Origin of the sequence: Stenotrophomonas sp. TWI169, assembly GCF_039674705.1 — a bacterium.
GTDB lineage: Bacteria > Pseudomonadota > Gammaproteobacteria > Xanthomonadales > Xanthomonadaceae > Stenotrophomonas > Stenotrophomonas maltophilia_P.
Window position 1 is genome coordinate 1 of record NZ_JBDJOB010000016.1, and the last position, 19,609, is coordinate 19,609.

At 67.9% G+C, this 19,609-nt stretch carries 24 protein-coding genes; 18 read left to right on the forward strand and 6 right to left on the reverse strand.

Features of this window, described 5'->3' with window-relative positions; all coding sequences use genetic code 11:
• Positions 1–192 precede the first annotated feature (192 nt).
• The 3 genes from hda to ABE543_RS12860 are packed head-to-tail and all read right to left on the reverse strand — an operon-like array spanning position 193 to position 3,196.
• Positions 193–900, reverse strand: coding sequence for a DnaA regulatory inactivator Hda (gene hda / locus ABE543_RS12850; RefSeq protein WP_053519433.1), 708 nt, complete (start codon positions 898–900; stop codon positions 193–195).
• Positions 900–2,072 (reverse strand): AI-2E family transporter, encoded by a 1,173-nt coding sequence (locus tag ABE543_RS12855; RefSeq protein WP_065174539.1) that lies wholly within the window; start codon positions 2,070–2,072, stop codon positions 900–902. Before ABE543_RS12855 ends, hda begins: the two co-directional genes overlap by 1 nt.
• Positions 2,069–3,196, reverse strand: a complete 1,128-nt coding sequence (locus ABE543_RS12860; protein WP_227255408.1) for a DUF2066 domain-containing protein — start codon at positions 3,194–3,196, stop codon at positions 2,069–2,071. Before ABE543_RS12860 ends, ABE543_RS12855 begins: the two co-directional genes overlap by 4 nt.
• Positions 3,197–3,308: 112 nt before the next feature.
• On the opposite strand from ABE543_RS12860, the gene purM reads away from it, so the two are divergent.
• The 5 genes from purM to ABE543_RS12885 all read left to right on the forward strand — a co-directional run bounded on the left by purM (position 3,309) and on the right by ABE543_RS12885 (position 7,120).
• Positions 3,309–4,367, forward strand: a complete 1,059-nt coding sequence (purM, locus tag ABE543_RS12865; protein ID WP_053519430.1) for a phosphoribosylformylglycinamidine cyclo-ligase — start codon at positions 3,309–3,311, stop codon at positions 4,365–4,367.
• Between the two features lie 19 nt (positions 4,368–4,386).
• Positions 4,387–4,875, forward strand: coding sequence for a hypothetical protein (locus tag ABE543_RS12870; protein WP_053519429.1), 489 nt, complete (start codon positions 4,387–4,389; stop codon positions 4,873–4,875).
• A 19-nt stretch (positions 4,876–4,894) separates the two neighbouring features.
• A complete protein-coding gene (gene purN, locus ABE543_RS12875; RefSeq protein ID WP_065174537.1) occupies positions 4,895–5,554 on the forward strand; it encodes a phosphoribosylglycinamide formyltransferase in 660 nt (219 codons plus the stop codon).
• Between the two features lie 67 nt (positions 5,555–5,621).
• Entirely contained in the window at positions 5,622–6,434 is an 813-nt protein-coding gene (locus ABE543_RS12880) for a DUF3108 domain-containing protein (protein WP_065174536.1), read from the forward strand.
• 2 nt (positions 6,435–6,436) lie between these two features.
• Positions 6,437–7,120, forward strand: a complete 684-nt coding sequence (locus ABE543_RS12885) for a DUF3108 domain-containing protein (RefSeq protein ID WP_053519426.1) — start codon at positions 6,437–6,439, stop codon at positions 7,118–7,120.
• Positions 7,121–7,206: 86 nt separating this feature from the next.
• Here the strand turns inward: ABE543_RS12885 and ABE543_RS12890 are convergent, their stop codons facing one another.
• The 3 genes from ABE543_RS12890 to ABE543_RS12900 are packed head-to-tail and all read right to left on the reverse strand — an operon-like array spanning position 7,207 to position 9,039.
• Entirely contained in the window at positions 7,207–7,518 is a 312-nt protein-coding gene (locus tag ABE543_RS12890; protein ID WP_053519425.1) for a hypothetical protein, read from the reverse strand.
• Positions 7,515–8,786: a UDP-N-acetylglucosamine 1-carboxyvinyltransferase gene (gene murA / locus ABE543_RS12895; RefSeq protein ID WP_053519424.1), complete on the reverse strand. Its 1,272-nt coding sequence runs from the start codon at positions 8,784–8,786 to the stop codon at positions 7,515–7,517. The genes ABE543_RS12890 and murA overlap by 4 nt, the downstream gene beginning before the upstream one ends.
• 22 nt (positions 8,787–8,808) lie before the next feature.
• Positions 8,809–9,039, reverse strand: a complete 231-nt coding sequence (locus tag ABE543_RS12900; RefSeq protein WP_053519423.1) for a BolA family protein — start codon at positions 9,037–9,039, stop codon at positions 8,809–8,811.
• 54 nt (positions 9,040–9,093) lie between these two features.
• On the opposite strand from ABE543_RS12900, the gene ABE543_RS12905 reads away from it, so the two are divergent.
• The 13 genes from ABE543_RS12905 to ptsP all read left to right on the forward strand — a co-directional run bounded on the left by ABE543_RS12905 (position 9,094) and on the right by ptsP (position 19,377).
• Positions 9,094–10,095 (forward strand): KpsF/GutQ family sugar-phosphate isomerase, encoded by a 1,002-nt coding sequence (locus ABE543_RS12905; protein ID WP_065174535.1) that lies wholly within the window; start codon positions 9,094–9,096, stop codon positions 10,093–10,095.
• 66 nt (positions 10,096–10,161) lie between these two features.
• Complete coding sequence (locus ABE543_RS12910) at positions 10,162–10,710, forward strand: HAD hydrolase family protein (RefSeq protein WP_053519421.1); 549 nt, start codon at positions 10,162–10,164, stop codon at positions 10,708–10,710.
• Positions 10,707–11,282 (forward strand): LPS export ABC transporter periplasmic protein LptC, encoded by a 576-nt coding sequence (gene lptC, locus ABE543_RS12915; protein WP_053519420.1) that lies wholly within the window; start codon positions 10,707–10,709, stop codon positions 11,280–11,282. Before ABE543_RS12910 ends, lptC begins: the two co-directional genes overlap by 4 nt.
• A 105-nt stretch (positions 11,283–11,387) precedes the next feature.
• Complete coding sequence (gene lptA, locus ABE543_RS12920; protein WP_065174534.1) at positions 11,388–11,921, forward strand: lipopolysaccharide transport periplasmic protein LptA; 534 nt, start codon at positions 11,388–11,390, stop codon at positions 11,919–11,921.
• Positions 11,921–12,640, forward strand: a complete 720-nt coding sequence (gene lptB, locus ABE543_RS12925; protein WP_065174533.1) for an LPS export ABC transporter ATP-binding protein — start codon at positions 11,921–11,923, stop codon at positions 12,638–12,640. Before lptA ends, lptB begins: the two co-directional genes overlap by 1 nt.
• Positions 12,641–12,680: 40 nt before the next feature.
• A complete protein-coding gene (locus ABE543_RS12930) occupies positions 12,681–14,105 on the forward strand; it encodes an RNA polymerase factor sigma-54 (protein WP_346475767.1) in 1,425 nt (474 codons plus the stop codon).
• Positions 14,106–14,163: 58 nt separating this feature from the next.
• Positions 14,164–14,481 carry a ribosome-associated translation inhibitor RaiA gene (gene raiA / locus ABE543_RS12935; protein WP_005415556.1) on the forward strand — a complete coding sequence of 106 codons (318 nt, stop codon included), beginning with the start codon at positions 14,164–14,166 and terminating at the stop codon, positions 14,479–14,481.
• Positions 14,482–14,502: 21 nt separating this feature from the next.
• Positions 14,503–14,955: a PTS sugar transporter subunit IIA gene (locus ABE543_RS12940; RefSeq protein WP_053519416.1), complete on the forward strand. Its 453-nt coding sequence runs from the start codon at positions 14,503–14,505 to the stop codon at positions 14,953–14,955.
• Positions 14,952–15,902: an HPr(Ser) kinase/phosphatase gene (hprK, locus tag ABE543_RS12945; protein WP_053519415.1), complete on the forward strand. Its 951-nt coding sequence runs from the start codon at positions 14,952–14,954 to the stop codon at positions 15,900–15,902. The genes ABE543_RS12940 and hprK overlap by 4 nt, the downstream gene beginning before the upstream one ends.
• Before the next feature lie 27 nt (positions 15,903–15,929).
• Positions 15,930–16,814: an RNase adapter RapZ gene (gene rapZ / locus ABE543_RS12950; protein WP_053519414.1), complete on the forward strand. Its 885-nt coding sequence runs from the start codon at positions 15,930–15,932 to the stop codon at positions 16,812–16,814.
• A gap of 136 nt (positions 16,815–16,950) precedes the next feature.
• Positions 16,951–17,343 carry a PTS fructose IIA subunit family protein gene (locus ABE543_RS12955; RefSeq protein WP_065174531.1) on the forward strand — a complete coding sequence of 131 codons (393 nt, stop codon included), beginning with the start codon at positions 16,951–16,953 and terminating at the stop codon, positions 17,341–17,343.
• A complete protein-coding gene (locus ABE543_RS12960) occupies positions 17,336–17,605 on the forward strand; it encodes an HPr family phosphocarrier protein (protein ID WP_053519412.1) in 270 nt (89 codons plus the stop codon). Before ABE543_RS12955 ends, ABE543_RS12960 begins: the two co-directional genes overlap by 8 nt.
• A gap of 2 nt (positions 17,606–17,607) precedes the next feature.
• On the forward strand, positions 17,608–19,377 hold the full coding sequence (gene ptsP / locus ABE543_RS12965; protein WP_346475768.1) for a phosphoenolpyruvate--protein phosphotransferase: 1,770 nt from the start codon (positions 17,608–17,610) through the stop codon (positions 19,375–19,377).
• The last annotated feature ends 232 nt before the right edge of the window (positions 19,378–19,609 follow it).

The window sequence follows — 19,609 nt, forward strand, 5'->3', positions numbered from 1 at the left end:
GGCTCAGGTTGCGGGGGCGTGAGCGCCATGGATGGCGCGACCGAGGCTACATGGACGTACTTGCGCCGTCCCCCGCAACCTGAGCCACCCCGCCTCCCCTGAGGAAGCCAGCGTTTGACGTTGACGTTGCTCCGGCTTCGGCACTGGCTTCGGCGGGTGCAGGGCGGCAGCCCTGCAAAACAAAACCCAACCTCAGTAGCGAGGGCGGCCTTCTTCCAGCACCTGGCGCAGGAACGGCACGGTGATCCGACGCTTGGCCGCCAGCGATTCGCGGTCGAGCCAGTCCAGCAACGTGATCAGCCCGCCCAGCTCGCGACCGGTGTGCGACAGCAGCCACTCGATCGCGGCCTCGTCGATGGCCAGCCCCCGTCGCAGCGCGCGCTCGCGCAGCACCGCCGCGCGTCCTTCCTCGTCCAGCGGCTGCAGCAGCACCCGCACGCACTGGCCCAGCCGCGAGCGCAGGTCCGGCAGCACCAGTCCGAGTTCGCCCGGCGCCTTCTGCGCCGTGTAGAGCACGGTCACGCCGGCAGCGCGCGCACGGTTATGGAAATCGAACAGGGCAATCTCGTCCTCACGGTTGCCGGCAATCTCGTCCAGTCCGTCCAGCGCGACCAGCTCACGCGCCTCCAGCCCCTCCAGCGCTGCACGCACACGGCCGGCTGCACTGGCCAGCGGCACATAGGTCGGCAGCCGCCCGGCCTGCTCGGCGCTGGAACACATCGCCAGCGCCTGATGCGTCTTGCCCGTGCCTGCCGCGCCTTCCAGGTAGACCCAGTCGTGGCTGGCACCGACCGCGATCGCGCGCAGCTGCGCCAGCGCACCATCCGGTGCGCCGATGAAGGTCTCCAGGCGCTGGTCCCGCGGGTAGTGCAGGGCCAGCGGCAGTTGCGGCACACCCATCACTTCAGGTCGGGGCCCTTGTCGTTCGTGTCGAGGATGATGTGGGGCGGCTCGACCACACCGTCAAGCACGATCGCCGATTTCTCACCCGCGTAAAGATCGCTCTGCCGATAGCGCTGGTGCGCATAGCGCAGCAGCACGTTGGACACGGCAGCCACCGGCAGCGCCAGCAGCATGCCGAGGAAGCCGAACAGCTGGCCGCCGGCCATCACCGCGAAGATCACCGCCACCGGATGCAGGCCGATCTTGTCGCCGACGATGCGCGGCGTCAGTACATAACTCTCCAGCAACTGGCCGACCGTGAACACCACGCCGACCAGTATCAGCAGTTTCAGGTCGAAGCCCTGCGCCTGCACCAGCGCGGCGATGATCGCCATCAGGATGCCGGTGGTCGCGCCCAGGTACGGAATGAAGCTGATCAGGCCCGCGATCATGCCGATCAGCAGCCCCAGCTTCAGCCCCACCAGCGACAGGCCGCCGGCATAGATCACGCCCAGTGCCAGCATCACCAGGAACTGGCCGCGGATGAAGGCCCCCAGCACCTCGTTGGATTCGCGCGCCAGCGCCGTGATGGTGCCGATGTGGTTGCGCGGAATGACCGAGGCGACCCGCTCCACCAGCTTGTCCCAGTCGCGCAGGAAGTAGAACGCCAGGATCGGCAGCAGCAGGATGTTGACCACCCAGGTCACCATCGTGAAGCCCGAGCGCGAGACATATCCCATGAAGGTCTTGGCGAAGCCGCCCGCCTGCTGCCAATGGCTGCGCACCCATTCGATCAGGCGATCCGGGTCCAGCCACTGCATCACCTCCAGGCCGGTCTTCTGCTCGAACCACGGAATGCCGGTCTGCATCAGCCAGGCCTGCGCCTGCGGCACGGCCGCCACCAGGGTGGTGATCTGCTTTTCGATCATCGGCACCAGCACCAGCAGCGCGGCGACGATCACCAGCACCATGGCCACGAACACCAGCACCACGCCGGTCATGCGCGAGCGCCCGGTGGCCTCGATGCGGTCCACCAGCGGATCACCCAGCCAGGCCAGCGCCAGCGCCAGCACGAACGGCGTCAGGATCGGCGCCAGCAGCCACACGATCCAGCCGATCAGGCCGGCAAGCAGGATGTATTTGACCCGGCGCAGGAACTGCGCGATTTCAGCTTCCGGCGTCAGGGTCATCGCAGTCGGTACTCGTTGCTGACCGGCGCCTGCACCGGCACGCCGGTGGTGTCATCGATCGGTGTCGGAAGGGCAGGCAGCGGGGCGTTTGGAACCAGCACGCCGCTGTCACCCAGCATGCGGTTGAAGCCGGCCAGGCCGGTGGTCATTTCGACGGTCAGCTCCAGCCGGCCCGCGCTGGCGTGCAGCGGAGTGACATTGCGCACCACCGGCACGTCGCGCAGGCCCGCGGCCAGTCGCAGGTAGTCATCGGCACTGTTGATGCCGGTGACCACCACCCGGTAGCTGCCCGCCTGGCCGGTGGCCACACCCGCCTTGGCATAACGCTTGACCAGCGCGTCGGCCGCGCCGTCGGCGCCCGCGGCCATCGCGCGCATGGCGTTGGCGTCCTTGCTGGTCCATCTGTTCAGTTCACGGCCATCGTCGACGAACACCCAGTCCGCCTGCCAGCCGCCATTGGCACGGTAGAGCTTGCCGATCAGCTGCATCGGCGGCGAGTAGCGCGAAGAGGCGCGGGCCACGGCGGCGCTGTCCTGGCGCCAGATGGCACCGGCCAGCGCCTGTTCGGCAGCGCCCCCACTGGGCAGGCCCAGCTTGTAGCCGCGCTCGATGGCGCGGTTCAGCAGCGGGCGCGCGGCATTGGCCTGCTGCACGCTGACCAGGCGCGGGCCGCTGCCGTCGTCGACGGCCAGCCACAGCACCGGCTTCGGTCGGGGCTGCGGCCACAGCGGCAGGCCCAGCGCGGCGACCAGCGAATCGACGTCATCCTCGCGGAAACGGGCCACCAGCAGGGTCCGGAAACTGGGCGCACCGCTGGCGCTGACGCTCTGGTCCTGCTTGTAGTCGTAGCTGGCCACGTAATCCTTGGCATTGCGCAGGGCCTGCACCACGCCGGGCCGGGACATCACGCTGCGGTCGCCCGACAGCTTGCCCAGCACGACGCTCAGGGCGCGTGCCAGCCCGCCATTGCGGTCGGCCTCGGCCTGGCTGTTGACCGGCACTTCGGCCTCGTAGGCCCCACTGGCGGTGGCGACATCCCCCTCGGTGCGCAGGCCGCTCTGGGCCATCGTGGCCACCGGCAGGCTCAACGCAAGAAGCAGGGTGAGAATCAGGCTGCGGCGCATCAGGACATCCATTGGCTCGACGTATCCGGGGGGAATTGTTGCCCGAATACGGCCTGTGCGCCAATGCGGCCTGTTAAAATCGCCCGTTCAACCCCTGCCAGCGCCGACGCCCGTGACCAACACCCCGTCTTCCGCCCCCTCCCCCCTCACCTACCGTGACGCGGGCGTCGACATCGACGCCGGCAACGAGCTGGTCGAGCGGATCAAGCCCCTGGTCAAGCGCAGCTTCCGTCCGGAAGTGATGGGCGGCCTGGGCGGTTTCGGCGCCCTGTTCGACCTGTCCAACAAGTACCGCGAACCGGTGCTGGTGTCGGGTACCGACGGTGTCGGCACCAAGCTGAAGCTGGCCCACCAGCTGAACCGCCACGATACGATCGGCATCGATCTGGTCGCGATGTGCGTGAACGACGTGCTGGTGCAGGGCGCCGAGCCGCTGTTCTTCCTGGACTACTTCGCCACCGGCAAGCTGGACGTGGATACCGCCGCGGCGGTCGTGGGCGGCATCGCCAACGGCTGCACCGAGGCCGGCTGCGCACTGATCGGCGGCGAAACCGCTGAAATGCCCGACATGTATGCCCCGGGCGAGTACGATCTGGCCGGCTTCACCGTGGCCGCGGTGGAAAAGAGCGAACTGAAGGATGGCGCCAGCGTGGCGGCCGGCGATGTGCTGATCGGCATCGCCTCGTCCGGCCCGCACTCCAACGGCTACTCGCTGGTCCGCCGCATCTACGACCGCGCCGGGCGTCCGGCCGATCTTGAGCTGGAAGGCGGCGTGAAGCTGGTCGACGCGCTGATGGCACCGACCCGGTTGTACGTCAAGCCGATCCTGTCGCTGCTGAAGTCGCACGGCGATGCCATCCATGGCATGGCCCACATCACCGGTGGCGGACTGACCGAGAACATCATCCGGGTGGTCCCGGACGGCCTCGGCCTGGACATCCAGGCGGCCTCGTGGACGCTGCCGCCGGTGTTCCAGTGGCTTCAGAAGGAAGGCGCGGTCGCCGACAGCGAAATGTGGCGCACCTTCAACTGCGGCATCGGCTTCGTGCTGATCGTCGCGCCGGACCAGGTCGAGGCGGTGTCCGCCGCGGTCACGGCCCAGGGCCTGGATCACTGGACCATCGGCCAGGTCGTCACCACCGAAGGCGCCGAGCGCGTCCGCATCGCCTGACCCCTGCAGAGGAGCCCGCATGGACGCAATGCCCCCATCCCCCTCGAACCCGGTGCCGCCGCCGCTGCTGACGGCACCCGTATTCGGCCCGCAGGACGCCAGCCATCTGCGGGCGCTGTCCATCGGCCACTACGTGGTTGGTGCGCTCATCGCACTGTTCTCGCTGATCTTCATCATCCACATCGTGCTGGGCGTGAGCGCCCTGACCGGGGCATTGCCGCTGAGCTCGGAGGGGCAGCCCTCATCGCCCGCCGAGCAGCGGATGTTCGGCTGGATGTTCACCATCATCGGCAGCGTGATCGTGGTGGGCGGCGTCACCCTGGGCGCCTTCGTCGCCTACGCCGGGCGCTGCCTGGCGCAGCGCCGCCGTTACGTGCTGTGCCTGGTGGTCGCGGGCCTGTCCTGCCTGTTCACCCCGGTGGGCACGGTGCTGGGGGTGTTCACCCTGATCGCACTGCTCCGCCCCCAGGTGAAAGCCGTGTTCGACACTCCGTCGGCAAGCGTTTGAGCCGCCTGGGTTGCCGGTAATGAACGCACCCCGCCGCATCGCCGTGCTCGCCTCCGGGCGCGGCAGCAACCTGCAGGCCATCCTGGATGCCATCGCGTCGGGCCGCCTGCCGGCCGACGTAGTGGGCGTGTTCTCCGACCGCCCCGATGCCGCGGCCCTGCAGCGGGTCGATCCTTCCCGGCGCTGGGCGCATGCACCCAAGGAATTCAGCGATCGTGCCGCCTACGAGCTGGCCCTGGGCGACGCGGTTGCCGCCTCCGCCCCGGACTGGATCGTCTGCGCCGGCTACATGCGCATTCTCGGCGCTGGCTTCGTGCAGCGCTTCAACGGTCGCCTGGTCAACATCCACCCGTCGCTGCTGCCGCTGTACAAGGGCCTGCATACGCACGCCCGGGCGCTGGAAGCCGGCGATGCCGAGCATGGCGCAAGCGTGCATCTGGTGGTGCCGGAGCTGGACGCGGGTACGGTGCTGGCGCAGGCGCGCGTGCCGGTGCTGGCAGGCGACGATGCACAGACCCTTGCCGAGCGCGTGCTGGCGGTGGAACACCCGCTGCTGATCGCCAGCCTGCAGCTGCTGTGCGATGGCCGGCTGGCTGAACGGGAAGGACAGGCGATCTTCGACGGTCACCCCCTGTTTAGGCCGCTGGCCCTAGATTCCGCCGGAAACCTGAACCGATAACGTTCTGCACACGCCCCGCTGACTGCGGGGCTGGCATCCTGCCCCACTCCTGCGGCCCCTGTCCCCCATGAAGACCACGACGCTGCTGTGCACGCCCCTGCTGTTGTCGCTTGCCGTGTTGCCTGGCGTGGGCTGGGGCCAGGCACAGCCCTCTGCCGACCCGGCAGCTCCGTCGCAGGCCCCGGCCGCACCGGCCGTGCCCATGCTGCCCGCGCTGGCCTGGGAACCGCCGCCGCTGCAACCGTTCACCGCTACCTACCAGGCCTTCTACAAGGGCAAGGAAGCCGGCGATGCCACCATGCAGGTCACCCATACCGGCGGCAACCAGTGGCGGGTGGACATGCAGGTGGTGGGCCGCCGCGGCTTTGCCAGCGTGCTCGGCCTGAACATCGAGCAGAGCACGGTGTTCGAGGAGCGCGGCGGCGTCTATGCGCCGCTGAGCCAGAGCACGGTGCGCAAGGGCCTGTTCCTGGGCAAGAAGGCCGTCGGCACCTATAACTGGCAGGCCGGCACCGCGCAGTGGACCGGCGATGTGAAAAAGGATCGCGCGCAGCCCATTCCGCTGCAGGCCGGCGATCAGAGCGCCCTGCTGATCAACCTGGCGATCATGCGTGATGCCCGCCCGGGCGTGGCCATGCACTACCGCTACGTCGACATGGGCAAGGTGCGCCAGCACGACTACCAGGCCGCGCCGCAGACCGAGAACGTCGAGGTCGGCGACCTGTCCTACAACGCGCTGCGGGTATACCGCAGCAACGGCGGCAACAACGAAACCATTCTCTGGATCGCCAACGGTGTCCCCACCCCGGTGCGCATCCTGCAACGCGAAGATGGCGAAGACCGCGTCGATCTCCGCCTGATCGAATACCAAGGAGTCTGAGCATGAACACCCTGTCCCGCCCCCTGACGTGGATCGCCGCTGCCACCCTGTCGATGGCCAGCCTGCCGGCGATGGCCCTGGAGCCGTTCAAGGCCGACTATCTGGCCAGCTACATGGGCATGCAGGCCAACGGCACCATGACGCTGGCCAGTGAAGGCAGCAACAAGTGGCGCTACAGCCTGCAGGTGAAAAACCAGCTGGCCGACCTGAGCCAGAGCACCGTGTTCGAGGAAGTGCGCGGCCAGCTGCGTCCGCTCAGCAGCCAGGACCGCTCGGCGCTGCTGGTGAAGAAGCGCAACGTGCAGGCCAACTACAACTGGACCAGCAACCAGGCCACCTGGACCGGCGACATCAAGCCGGACCGCGCCGGACCGATCGCCCTGAAGGCTGGCGACATGGATGCGCTGCTGATCAATCTGGCCATCGCCCGCGACCTGGCAGCCGGCAAGCCGTTGACCTACCGCATGGTCGACGAGGGCCGGATCAAGAACATGACCTACCGCGTGATCGGCAAGGAATCGATCACCGTGGGCGGCAAGAGCTACGAGGCGACCAAGGTGTCGCGTGCCGATGGCAACAAGGAGCTGATCGCCTGGATCGTGCCGGAGTTTCCGGTGCCGGCGCGCATGCTGCAGCGGGAAAGCGGCCGCGACGCGCTGGACCTGACCATCCGATCGATGAACTGAGTGCCGGGGTCGGATCCCATCCCCTCGGGGATGGGCTCTGACCCCGGGCCCCGCACAAGGAAAACGCCCGCTTGCGCGGGCGTTTTTCATTTCTTCTCTTCGGCCGGTTTGAACTCGGTGCGGCAGTCCACCCGGATCTGCTCACCGCTTCCGCGCCAGACGAACGTGCGGCAATGGCGGTTGCCTTCCTGGCTGTCGTTCACCGACACGGCATAGAACGACTGGATGATCTCGTCACGCGATACCGTGCCGTCACCGTTCCAGTCCATGTCCTTCTGCTCGATGCCGCGGGTGATGGCGATATCGGCGTACCAGGCATACCCCAGCCACGCCAGCACGATCAGCACCAGCGCCAGCAGCGCCTTGCGACGCGGGCTGAATTTTCCGCGAAGGATCATGGCACGCGCCGGATGGTGGCACCGAGCGAAGACAGCTTCTCTTCGATGTTCTCGTAGCCGCGATCGAGGTGGTAGATGCGATCGATGGTGGTATCGCCGCTGGCCATCAGGCCGGCCAGGATCAGCGATGCCGATGCACGCAGGTCGGTGGCCATGACCGGCGCGCCGCTCAGGTGCTCGCTGCCACGCACGATCGCGGTATGGCCTTCGACCTGGATGTCCGCGCCCAGGCGCAGCAGCTCGTTGACGTGCATGAAACGGTTCTCGAAGATCGTTTCGTTGATCACGCCGACGCCGTCGGCCACGCAGTTGAGCGCCATGAACTGCGCCTGCATGTCGGTCGGGAATGCCGGATACGGCGCGGTGGTCAGGTTCACCGCCTTCGGCCGCTTGCCCTGCATGTCCAGGGTGATGCTGTCCTCGGTGGTCTCGATCCGGGCACCCGCCTCGACCAGCTTGGACAGCACCGCGTCCATGGTGTTCGGACGTGCACGGTTGACCGTGACCTTGCCGCCGGTCATCGCGGCGGCCACCAGGAAGGTGCCGGTCTCGATGCGGTCGGGCAGCACTTCATGACGGCCACCGGAGAGGCGCTCCACGCCTTCGATCACCAGGCGGGCGGTGCCGAGGCCTTCGATCTTCGCACCCAGAGCGATCAGGCAATGGGCCAGATCGGTCACCTCCGGCTCCATCGCGCAGTTGTCGAGGATGGTGGTGCCTTCGGCCAGCACCGCGCCCATCAGCACGTTCTCGGTCCCGGTCACGCTCACCATGTCGAAGGTGAAGTGGCCACCCTTCAAGCGCTTGGCCGAAGCCTTGATGAATCCGTTCTCGACCACGATGTCGGCACCAAGCGCCTGCAGGCCCTTGATGTGCTGGTCGACCGGACGCGAGCCGATGGCACAGCCACCGGGCAGCGACACTTCGGCCGCACCGAAACGGGCCAGCAGCGGACCCAGCACCAGGATCGACGCACGCATGGTCTTGACCAGTTCGTACGGCGCCACATGCTGGTTCACCGCACGCGGGTCGACCACGATCGCGCTGCCGCGCGACAGCGTGCCCTGGTCGATGGTGACCTTGGCGCCCAGTTCGCCCAGCAGCTTCACCGTGGTGACCACATCGTGCAGGTGGGGCACGTTGGTGATCTCCACCGGCTCATCGGCCAGCAGGGTCGCGCAGAGGATGGGGAGGACGGCGTTCTTGGCGCCGGAGATGCTCACTTCACCGTGCAGCGCAGCGCCGCCGGTCACAACGATCTTGGCCATGGGGTTCGGGATCTTCTGCGGTTCAGCCGGCTTCGGCCGGGGTCACGGTTTTCAGCGCCAGCGCGTGGATCGCGCCGCCCATCAGGTCGCCCAGCGTGGCATAGACCATGCGGTGGCGGGCCAGCGGCATCTTGCCGGCAAAGGCGTCGCAGACCACGGTCGCTTCGAAATGCACGCCATCGTCGCCCCGCACATCGGCGCGGGCGCCAGGCAGGCCGGTTTCGATCAGGTTGCGGATGGTGTCGGCGTCCAACGGGCTTTCCTAATAAAATGAACCCTCATTCTACTTCCGCTGCGTGGCGTCCGCATGGCCGAGTCCCTCCCGCCCCCCCGTTCCGTCGAGCCGGCCGCCCTGGTGGCCAGCGGCCGCCGCGTGTTCGAGATCGAGCAGCAGGCACTGCAGGCGGTCGCCGAGCGCCTGGGCGAGCCCTTCCAGAAGGCCTGCCAGGTGATCCTGGGCAGCCGCGGGCGGGTGGTCGCCACCGGGATGGGCAAGTCAGGCCATGTGGCGCGCAAGATCGCCGCAACCCTGGCGTCCACCGGTACCCCGGCGTTCTACGTGCACCCGGGCGAGGCCGGCCATGGCGACCTGGGCATGATCACCGAAGCCGACGTGGTACTGGCCCTGTCCTATTCGGGCGAATCGGACGAAGTGCTGATGCTGCTGCCGGTGCTCAAGCGCCAGGGCAACGTGCTGATCTCCATGACCGGCCGCCCGCAGTCCAGCCTGGCGACCGCCGCCGACGTCCACCTGGACGTCAGCGTGCCGGCCGAGGCCTGCCCGCTGGCGCTGGCTCCGACCTCGAGCACCACCGCCTCGCTGGCGATGGGCGACGCGCTGGCGGTGGCCCTGCTGGATGCGCGCGGCTTCACCGCTGACGATTTCGCCCGCTCGCATCCGGCCGGCAGCCTTGGCCGTCGCCTGCTGCTGCATATCACCGACGTCATGCATACCGGTGCCGATCTGCCCAAGGTCGATGCCGGCGCCAGCCTCAGCGAGGCCCTCGTGGAGATGAGCCGCAAGCGCCTGGGCATGACCGCCGTGGTCGATGCCGAGGGCGTGCTGATCGGCCTGTTCACCGACGGTGACCTGCGCCGGGCACTGGACAGTGCGCTGGACGTGCGCACGGCAAAGATCGCCGATGTGATGACGCGCAACCCCCGCACCATCGGAGCCGACCAGCTGGCGGTGGAGGCCGCCCGCCAGATGGAAACCCAGCAGATCAACGGCCTGATCGTGGTCGATGACCAGGGCCGCGCCGTCGGCGCCCTGAACATTCATGACCTGTTGCGGGCCCGGGTGGTTTAACCGACAGTCCGTAGACCCCATTCAGTCTGTAACCCCACACCTGCCCTGATCGAGTTCAACGTCCTGATGCCCTGGTCCCCCCTGCCCGCCTTCCCCGCCCACCTGCATGCCGCTGCGGCGCGGATCCGCATGGCCTGCTTCGACGTGGACGGCACCCTCACCGACGGTCGGCTCTACTACGACCAGGACGGCAACGAGAGCAAGGCGTATTTCGTGCAGGATGGCCTGGGCCTGAAACTGCTGCAGCAGCACGGCATCCACCCCGTGCTGATCACCGCGCGCAACAGCCAGTCCGCGCTCAGGCGCGGTGCCGATCTCGGCATTGATACCCACATCGCCGTGGGCGACAAGCTGGCCAGCGTGCAGGCTCTGTGTGCCCAGCGCGGCATCGGCCTGGAACAGGTCGCCTTCCTTGGCGATGACCTGCCGGATCTGGCGCCCCTGGGTGCGGTCGGCCTGGCCGTGGCGCCGGCCAATGCCCATCCGTGGATCGCCGAACGCGTGCACTGGCAGACCCGTTCCGAAGGCGGGCGCGGCGCGGCGCGTGAGCTGTGCGACGTTCTGCTGGCCGCGCAGGGTCATGTCGCGTCGGTCCTGGCGAGGTACGGCGCATGAACGCACCGACCGTGAACTGGCGCACCGTGCTAGGCATCGGCCTGCTGCTGGCGGCCCTGCTCAGCAGCTGGGCCGCGCTGCGCAACCGCGACAAGGGCCCGGCCCAGAGCGGCCAGGAAGTCGGCGTGGATTACATCCTGCACGACTTCCAGATCGTCGCCCTGGACGAGCAGGGCAAGGAATCGACCACCCTGCGCGCGCCGCGGCTGGAGCGGCAGCGCGGCGACCAGACCATCAACATCGCCACGCCGCTGTTCGAGATGCCCGACAAGGACGGCAGGCACTGGACCCTGCGCGCGGAGACCGGCTGGCTGAGCGCCAAGGGTGACGAACTGAAGCTGCGCGGCAAGGTGGCGGGTGACAGTCCGGCTGCCCCCGGCGTCGTGCCGACCACCTTCCGCACCGACCACCTGGACGTGTTCCCCAAGGAGAGCCGGGCCCGGACCGACGCCCTGGTGACCATGACCCGCCCCGGCATGGAGCAGTCCGGCGTCGGGTTCGAGGTGGATTCGAAGAACAACACGTATCATTTCCTCAGCCAGTCCAAGGGTCGCTACACGCCCAGACGCTGATTCCGCCGCCCGGCCCGCGACGTCCCTGGACAGGCGCGGCGCCGGCAGCCCCCACCCGCCGCTGCCCTCCTGACCGGGCAGCCACCACCGGCAGAACGGACCCCGATGAAGATCCCCTTTGCAGCCATGCTCGCACTCAGTCTTCTTGTCCCCGCCCTCGCGCAGGCGAAGTCGACCGACCGCAACGAGCCCATGAACATCGATGCCGGTGCACAGAACGGCATGCTCACCGGCGACGGCAAAACCGTGCTGTCGCAGGGCGTGATCATCACCCAGGGCACGCTGGACCTGCGCTCGTCCGAAGCGGAGATCTATCTCAAGGACGGCGAGCCGGTGCGTGTGGTGTTCACCGGCAAGCAGGCGAAGTTGAAGCAGCAGCTTGATGACGGCACCTGGATGGATGCGCTCGCCGACCGCATCGACTACGACATCAAGACCGAGATCATCACCCTCACCGGCAACTACAAGGTCACCAGCGCGCGCGGCACCAACGCCGGCCAGCGCATGGTCTACAACACCCGTACCGGCGAGATGAACTCCGGCGGCGACGGCAGCCGCGTGCGCACCGTTATCCCGCCCAAGAACAAGACGCCTGCCGCCACCACCACGCCGGCGCAGCCGGCCGGGAGCCGGAAGTAATGCTCGTCGCCAAGGGCCTGCGCAAGCGCTATAAGCAACGTGAGGTCGTCAAGGACTTCGGGCTCACCCTCGAAGCGGGCGAAGTGGTCGGCCTGCTCGGCCCCAACGGTGCCGGCAAGACCACCTGCTTCTACATGATCGTCGGCCTGGTTGCCGCCGATGCCGGCAGCATCGTGCTCGATGGCAAGGACATCACCGGCGATCCGATGTACACCCGTGCCAAGCAGGGCGTGGGCTACCTGCCGCAGGAGCCTTCGGTGTTCCGCAAGCTGACCGTGGCCGACAACATCCGCCTGGTGCTGGAACTGCGCGAGGATCTGGACTCGGCGGGCCGCGAGCGCGAGTTGAGCAGCCTGCTGGACGAACTGCAGCTGGGCCATGTGTCCGAACAGCTTGGCGCCAGCCTGTCCGGCGGCGAGCGCCGCCGCTGCGAAATCGCCCGCGCGCTGGCGGCGCAACCCCGGCTGATCCTGCTCGACGAACCGTTTGCCGGTGTCGATCCGATCTCGGTTGGCGAGATCCAGCGCATCGTCACCCACCTCAAGCAGCGCGGCATCGGTGTGCTGATCACCGACCACAACGTGCGCGAGACCTTGGGAATCTGCGACCGCGCGTATATCCTCGCCGAGGGCACCGTACTGGCCCAGGGTTCGCCGGAATCGATCCTGGACAATGCCGACGTACGTCGCGTCTACCTTGGGGACTCGTTCAAGCTGTGACCGCAGCTGCCGGGTTCCATTCCCCCTCTTCGGCACAGGCATGAAGACTCGGCTGCAGACATCGTTGGGACAGCAGCTGGTGCTCACGCCCCAGCTGCAGCAGGCGATCAAGCTGCTGCAGATGTCCAGCACCGAGCTGGAACTGGAGATCGCCCAGGCGGTGGAGAGCAATCCGCTGCTGGACTGGGCCGAAGGCAACGAGAGCGATGCCGCTGCCGGCGACGATGGCAACGGCGATGACACCCCGCCCGAACGCGCCGACGCCGGCCAGGAGGACGACTGGGCAACGGCGGAACCGGACTGGAGCACCGCCGGCAGCGGCGGCAGCTTCGACGACGATGACGACAGCGGCAGTGCGGCCGAACGCGTGGCCGAAACCGAGACCCTGGCCGACCACCTGCTGTGGCAGCTGCACCTGTCGCACCTGTCCGCACGCGACCGCAGCATCGGGGCTGCCCTGATCGACGCCCTGGACGACGATGGCTACCTGCGCGAACCGCTGTCCACCATCGCCGAGACCCTGCTGCCGGCGATCCACGCCGGCGAGGACGAGATCCTCACCGTACTGCACCAGATCCAGCGCTTCGATCCGGTCGGAGTAGCGGCACGCAGCTTGGGCGAATGCCTCCAGCTGCAACTGGACGTACTGGCGGCCGACACACCTGGCCTTGCCCTGGCACGCCAGGTCGCTGCCGGGCCGCTGGAGCGGCTGCCGCGCAGCGGCGTGGTTGGGCTGGCGCACGAACTCCGGCAGCCCTTGGCCGATGTCGAGACCGCCGTGGCCCTGCTGCGGTCGCTGGACCCGCGCCCAGGCACCCAGATCGCGCCGCTGTCGCCGGACACCTACGTGGTGCCGGACGTAGTCGTCTGGCGGCAGAACGGCGTGTGGCGCGCCGCGCTGGCCGGCCATGCCGGGCCGAAGGTGGTCATCCACCGCGGTTACGAACAGATGATCCGCCGCTGCGGTGAGGCCGACGCCGGCTACCTGCGCGCCCAGCTGCAGGAGGCGCGCTGGCTGCTGAAAGGTCTGCAGCAGCGTGGCGAGACCCTGCTGCGGGTGGTGCGCTGCCTGATCCTGCAGCAGTCCGGCTTCCTGGAGTTCGGCGAACAGGCACTGCGCCCGCTCACCCTGCGTGAGATCGCCGCCGAACTGGGCCTGCACGAATCCACCATTTCGCGGGCGATCGCCCGCAAGCATGTCCGGACCCCACGCGGCACCCTGCCGCTGCGCGCCTTCTTCGCGTCGGGCATCGATACCGAAGGCGGCGGTGAGGCATCCAGCACCGCCATCCAGGCAATGATCCGGCGCCTGATCGATGACGAAAACCCGCGCAAGCCCCTTTCTGACGCCAAGCTGGCTGACCTGCTCAAATCGTCGGGAATTCCAGTGGCGCGACGCACCGTGGCGAAGTATCGTGAAGCCATGAACATTTCCGCCTCGCACGAAAGGGTCAGAATCGCTTGACGCACCGCCGCGCCCGGCGGAGAGGTTCATTGGCACATCCGAACACAGGAGAAACCCGATGCGCATCGAAACGTTTGGCAAAGACGTCGAAGTCACCCCGGCCCTGCAGTCCTATGTAGAGGAGAAGCTGGCCCGGATCGGAAAGCACTTCGACCAGCACTGCGAAGCGCGGGTGACCCTCAAGCTGCAGAAGACCGAACACCACGTCGACGCCAGCCTCAACATTCCCGGCCAGACCCTGCACGCCGAGGCCGGCGGCCAGACCATGTATGCCGCGATCGACCTGCTGGCGGACAAGCTTGACCGCCTGGTGATCAAGCACAAGGAGAAAAAACAGCAGCACGCACCGCTGCCGGTGGGTGACAATGGCGGCTGATCGCCACCGTTCCCCGCAGACATGCCCCTGACTGACCTCCTGGCGGCCGTGCAGACCCAGCTCTGCACGGCCACCGACCGCGACAGCGTCCTCAAGGCCGCGGCCGGGTTGCTGGCCTGCCGCCAGGCCAATGCCGAACAGATCTATCTGAACCTGTGCCAGCGTGAGGCGCTGGGCAGCACCGCGATCGGTTGCGGCATCGCCATTCCGCATGGCCGCGCGCCGACCCTGGACCGCCCACGCGGCGCCCTGCTGCGACTGGAGACCCCCGTCGACTTCGGGGGCGACGAGCCGGTCGACCTGGTGTTCGCGATGGCCGTTCCGGCCCACTACACCCATCAGCACCTGATGCTGCTGTCCGAACTGGCCGAACTGTTCTCCGCCCCCGCCATCCGCGAGGCGCTGCGCGCCGCCGGCGACGCGCGGGCACTGCGTCAGGCCCTGGATCTCACGCCCCCGGCGAGTGCCGCATGAATACCAGCATCACCGCACGCGAACTGTTCGAACAGCAGCGCGAACGCCTGGGCCTGCGCTGGGTGGCGGGAAAATCCGGCGAGAAGCGCGAGCTCGAGGCCGGCAACACCGTCTCCCGCCGGCCCTCGCTGGCGGGCTACCTCAATGCGATCTACCCCAACAAGGTGCAGATCCTGGGCACCGAGGAACTGTCCTGGCTGGACGCGCTGGAACCGCGCCAGCGCTGGGAGACGATCGAAAAGCTCATGCAGTCGCACCCGCTGGCGCTGGTGATTACCCGCAACCAGCCCTGTCCGGAAGACCTGCGCGCGGCCGCCGACGAGTCGGGCACGCCGCTGTGGGTATCTCCCAAGCGCGGCCACGAACTGCTCAATCATCTGTCCTACCACCTGGCACGCACGCTGGCGCCGCGCGTGATCCTGCACGGCGTGTTCATGGAGATCTACTCCATCGGCGTACTGATCACCGGCGAAGCCGGGTCGGGCAAGAGCGAGCTGGCGCTGGAACTGCTCAGCCGTGGCCACCGCCTGGTGGCCGATGATGCACCTGAATTCACCCAGATCGCGCCGGACGTGCTCGACGGCACCTGCCCGGAACTGCTGCAGGACCTGCTGGAAGTACGCGGCCTGGGCGTGCTGAACGTGCGCGAGATGTTCGGCGACACGGCTGTAAAGAAGAACAAGTACCTTCGGCTGATCGTCCACCTGACCAAGCCGATGACCGAGCCCACTCCGCATGGCTACGAACGCCTGACCGGCGATTCCGGTACCCGCCATGTGCTGGACCTGGACGTGCCGCTGATCACGCTGCCGGTGATGCCCGGCCGCAACCTAGCCGTGCTGACCGAGGCGGCCACCCGCCTGCATATCCTGCGGACCAAGGGCATCGACCCGGCCGCGATGTTCATCGCGCGCCACAGCAACCTGCTGGAACGGCGAACACCCTGATTTCCCTGGCCTTCGAAGAGTCTGTCCATGAGCACCGCTGCCCCCACCGCCCCGACCCTGATCATCGTCAGCGGCCTGTCCGGCTCGGGTAAATCCGTCGCCCTGAAGACGTTCGAGGACCAGGACTACTACTGCTCGGACAACCTGCCGATCCAGCTGCTGCCGGACTTCGTGCGCAGCCTGCTGGCCCACCATGACGGCGCCGCGCCGCGCCGGCTGGCGGTCGGCATCGACGTGCGCGGCCAGGCCGACCTGAGCCAGCTGGCCAACTGGCGGCAACTGGCCACCGATGCTGGCGTGGAAACAAAGGTGCTGTTCTTTGAAGCCAGCGACGAGGCGGTGCTCAAGCGCTATGCCGACACCCGTCGCCGCCATCCACTCAGCCAGCTCGGTCTGTCATTGCCGGAAGCGATCGCCCGCGAGCGCGAACTGATCGCACCGCTGCGCCAGGAGGCCGACGCCATCATCGACACCAGCGCGCTCAACGTGCACCAGCTGCGCCGCCGGATCATCACCGAGTTCACGCTGGACCATGCAACCCGCCTGTCGCTGCTGTTCGAATCGTTCGCCTACAAGCGTGGCGTGCCGGCCGAAGCGGATTTCGTCTTCGATGCGCGGGTGCTGCCCAATCCGCACTGGGATCCCGAGCTGCGTGCGCTCAGTGGCCGCGAGCCGGGCGTGCGCGACTACCTGGAAGCCCAGCCGGACGTGCAGTGCTACCTCGCACAGCTGATGGGGTTTCTCGACACCTGGCTGCCGAAGCTGGGCGACGGCACCCGCAGCTACGTGACCGTGGCCTTCGGCTGCACCGGCGGCAAGCACCGCTCGGTCTATCTGGCCGAACGGATGGCCCGGCATGCCCGCGAAATGGGCTGGGAAGACGTGGCCACCTATCACCGCGAGCAGGATTGAGAGGCCCGGCCGGGGTGCGCCCGACCGCCCCGCGGAGAGGCGGGATGGGCCGGCAGGCGGGGGACACTGAATACGGGACACAGTGCCCCTCATCTGCGGCTATCGCCAATTCACCTTGACCTGTTAACGTGCAGTAATGACCTGTGGCATTCTCCTCGTAACACATCCCGGGGTCGGCGCCGCCCTGCTTGACGTGGCGACCCGGCTCCTGCGGCAGCTGCCGTTGAAGACCGAAGCTTTCGAAGTACCGTTCGACGCAGACCTGGATGCTCTGCTCCCCCTCGCCTCGGCCGCGCTGCGGCGGGTTGATGGTGGAGAAGGCGTGCTGATCCTGACCGACCTGTACGGCGCCAGCCCCGCCAACCTTGCCGGGCAGCTGGCCCGGCTGGGGACCCCGGTTCGCCGGGTGTCGGCGCTGAGCCTGCCGATGTTGCTGCGGGTGATGAATTATCCGGAACAGGCACTGGATCAACTGCCCGCCACCGCTGCGGCGGGTACCCGTAATGGAGCGATAGTCGACGATGCTTGAACGAGAACTCACCGTCAGCAACCGCCTGGGCCTGCATGCCCGGGCCACCGCCAAGCTGGTGCAGACCCTGGCACCGTTCCGGTGCAACGTGACCATGGCTGCCAAGGGCCGCGAGATCAACGCCAAGAGCATCATGGGCGTGATGCTGCTCGCTGCCGGCCAGGGCACCCCGGTCACCGTGCGCATCAGTGGCGAAGACGAAGCCGCCGCGATGGACGCGGTGGTCGACCTGTTCGAACGCCGCTTCGACGAGGACAGCTGATCGTGCCGCGCGCCCGCGCCGGCCAGCTCCCTTCCGGCCAACGGCCGGTCCAGCTGCTGGCTGGTCATGGCGCTGCGCGGGGTTCGGCGATGGGGCGTGCACGCGTGCGCCTGCCGCATGCGCTGGACGTTGCCGAACAGCGCGTGGCACCGCAGCAGATCGAAACCGAGCTGACGCGCCTGCATCACGCCGTGGATGCCGCGCGCGCGGAGATGCATGAGCTTCGGCAGCGCCTGCACGGCGCACTGAACCAGGAAGTAGGCGAGTTCCTCGATCTGCACGCGCTGCTGCTGGACGACCCGGAGCTGCTGTTCGGCCTGGATGAGCTGATCCGCAGCGGCCCGTACAGCGCCGGATACGCCCTGCGCCTGCAGCGCGACCGCCTGGCCAAGGTCTTCGATGGCATGGACGATGCCTACCTGAAGAGCCGCATGGACGATCTGGATCATGTGATCGGCCGCATTCACGCCTTCCTGCAGCCGGAGCGTGCGCCGGTGATGAAGGGGCTGGCCGGCGAGATCCTGGTCTGCGACAACATCGCGCCGTCCGAGCTGGCACAGCTGCAGGCACAGGGCGTCGTAGGCATCGTCACCGCCGCCGGCAGCGCGCTGTCGCACAGCGCCATCCTCGCCCGCAGTCTGCACCTGCCACTGATCGTCAACGTTCCGCATCTGCTCAGCCGCGTTGCCGATGGCGACGTGCTGATCGTCGATGGCGCCGACGGCAGCATCACCGTCAACCCGCAGGCCGACAACCTGCGTGACTATCGCGCACGGCTGAAGGAACACGCCCGCGAGCAGCGGGAGCTCGGGCGCCTGCGCAGCAAACCCAGCCGTACCCGCGACCAGGTCGACATCGCCCTGCTGGCCAACGCCGAATCGCTGGAGGACGTAACCCAGGCCCACGCCCTCGGCGCGCAGGGACTGGGTCTGTACCGCACGGAATTCCTGTTCCTGCAGCGCAACGAACTGCCGGACGAGGAAGAACAGTTCCGGACCTACCGCGACGCCGCGCTGGGCATGAGCGGGCGGCCGGTGACCATCCGCACCCTCGATCTGGGTGCGGACAAAGCGGATCGCACCGGCCTGACCCTGAGCAACGAAGAGAACCCGGCGCTTGGCCTGCGGGGCGTGCGCCTGTCGCTGGCACGGCCGAAAGTGGCCGACACCCAGCTGCGGGCGATTCTGCGTGCTTCGGCCTATGGCAAGCTGCGGGTGCTGGTGCCCATGATCAGCACGCGCGAAGAGCTGCTGGCCGTGCGCCGGCGCATGCTCAAGCTGTCCGAACAACTGCGCGCGGAAGGGCACATGGTGGCCGACCACGTGCCGCTGGGGGCGATGATCGAAGTACCCGCCGCTGCTCTGGCGCTGGAGAGCTTCATCGACCTGGTCGACTTCCTGTCGATCGGCACCAATGACCTGGTGCAGTACCTGCTCGCGGCCGACCGCAACAACGAGGCGCTGGGCGAACTCTACTCGCCGCTGCACCCGGCGGTGCTGCGCCTGCTGCAGATGGTGATCGAGACCGGCGCACGCCATCGTGTGCCGGTGGCGGTGTGCGGCGAGATCGCGGGGGACGCACGCATGGCGCCGCTGCTGCTGGCACTGGGCCTGACCGAGTTCAGCCTGCATCCGGGCACGCTGCTGGAAGTCCGCCGCGCGATCCGCGAGGCCGACCTGGCATCCCTGCGCGCCCGCGCTCCGAAGCTGCTGGCCGCGCGGGACCGTCGCGGCATCGAGCGCTGGCTGGCACTGGTGGCCGATACGCCCTGACGGCCGCGCTGCGCGCTCGCCGGGCACGGCCCGGCGCTACCACCCCACGCATCCCGCTCGCCGGGCGTGGCCCGGCGATACCACCGTGCGCACCTTCCCGGTAGCGCCGGGCCATGCCCGGCGGAATTCATGGACCCCGCTGGCCGCAGACACCGGGGTATGCGTTGAAACATCCCCTTGCGATAATGACGCGCTGAACACCCTTGTTGCCGCATCCTTGCCAGGATCGCGG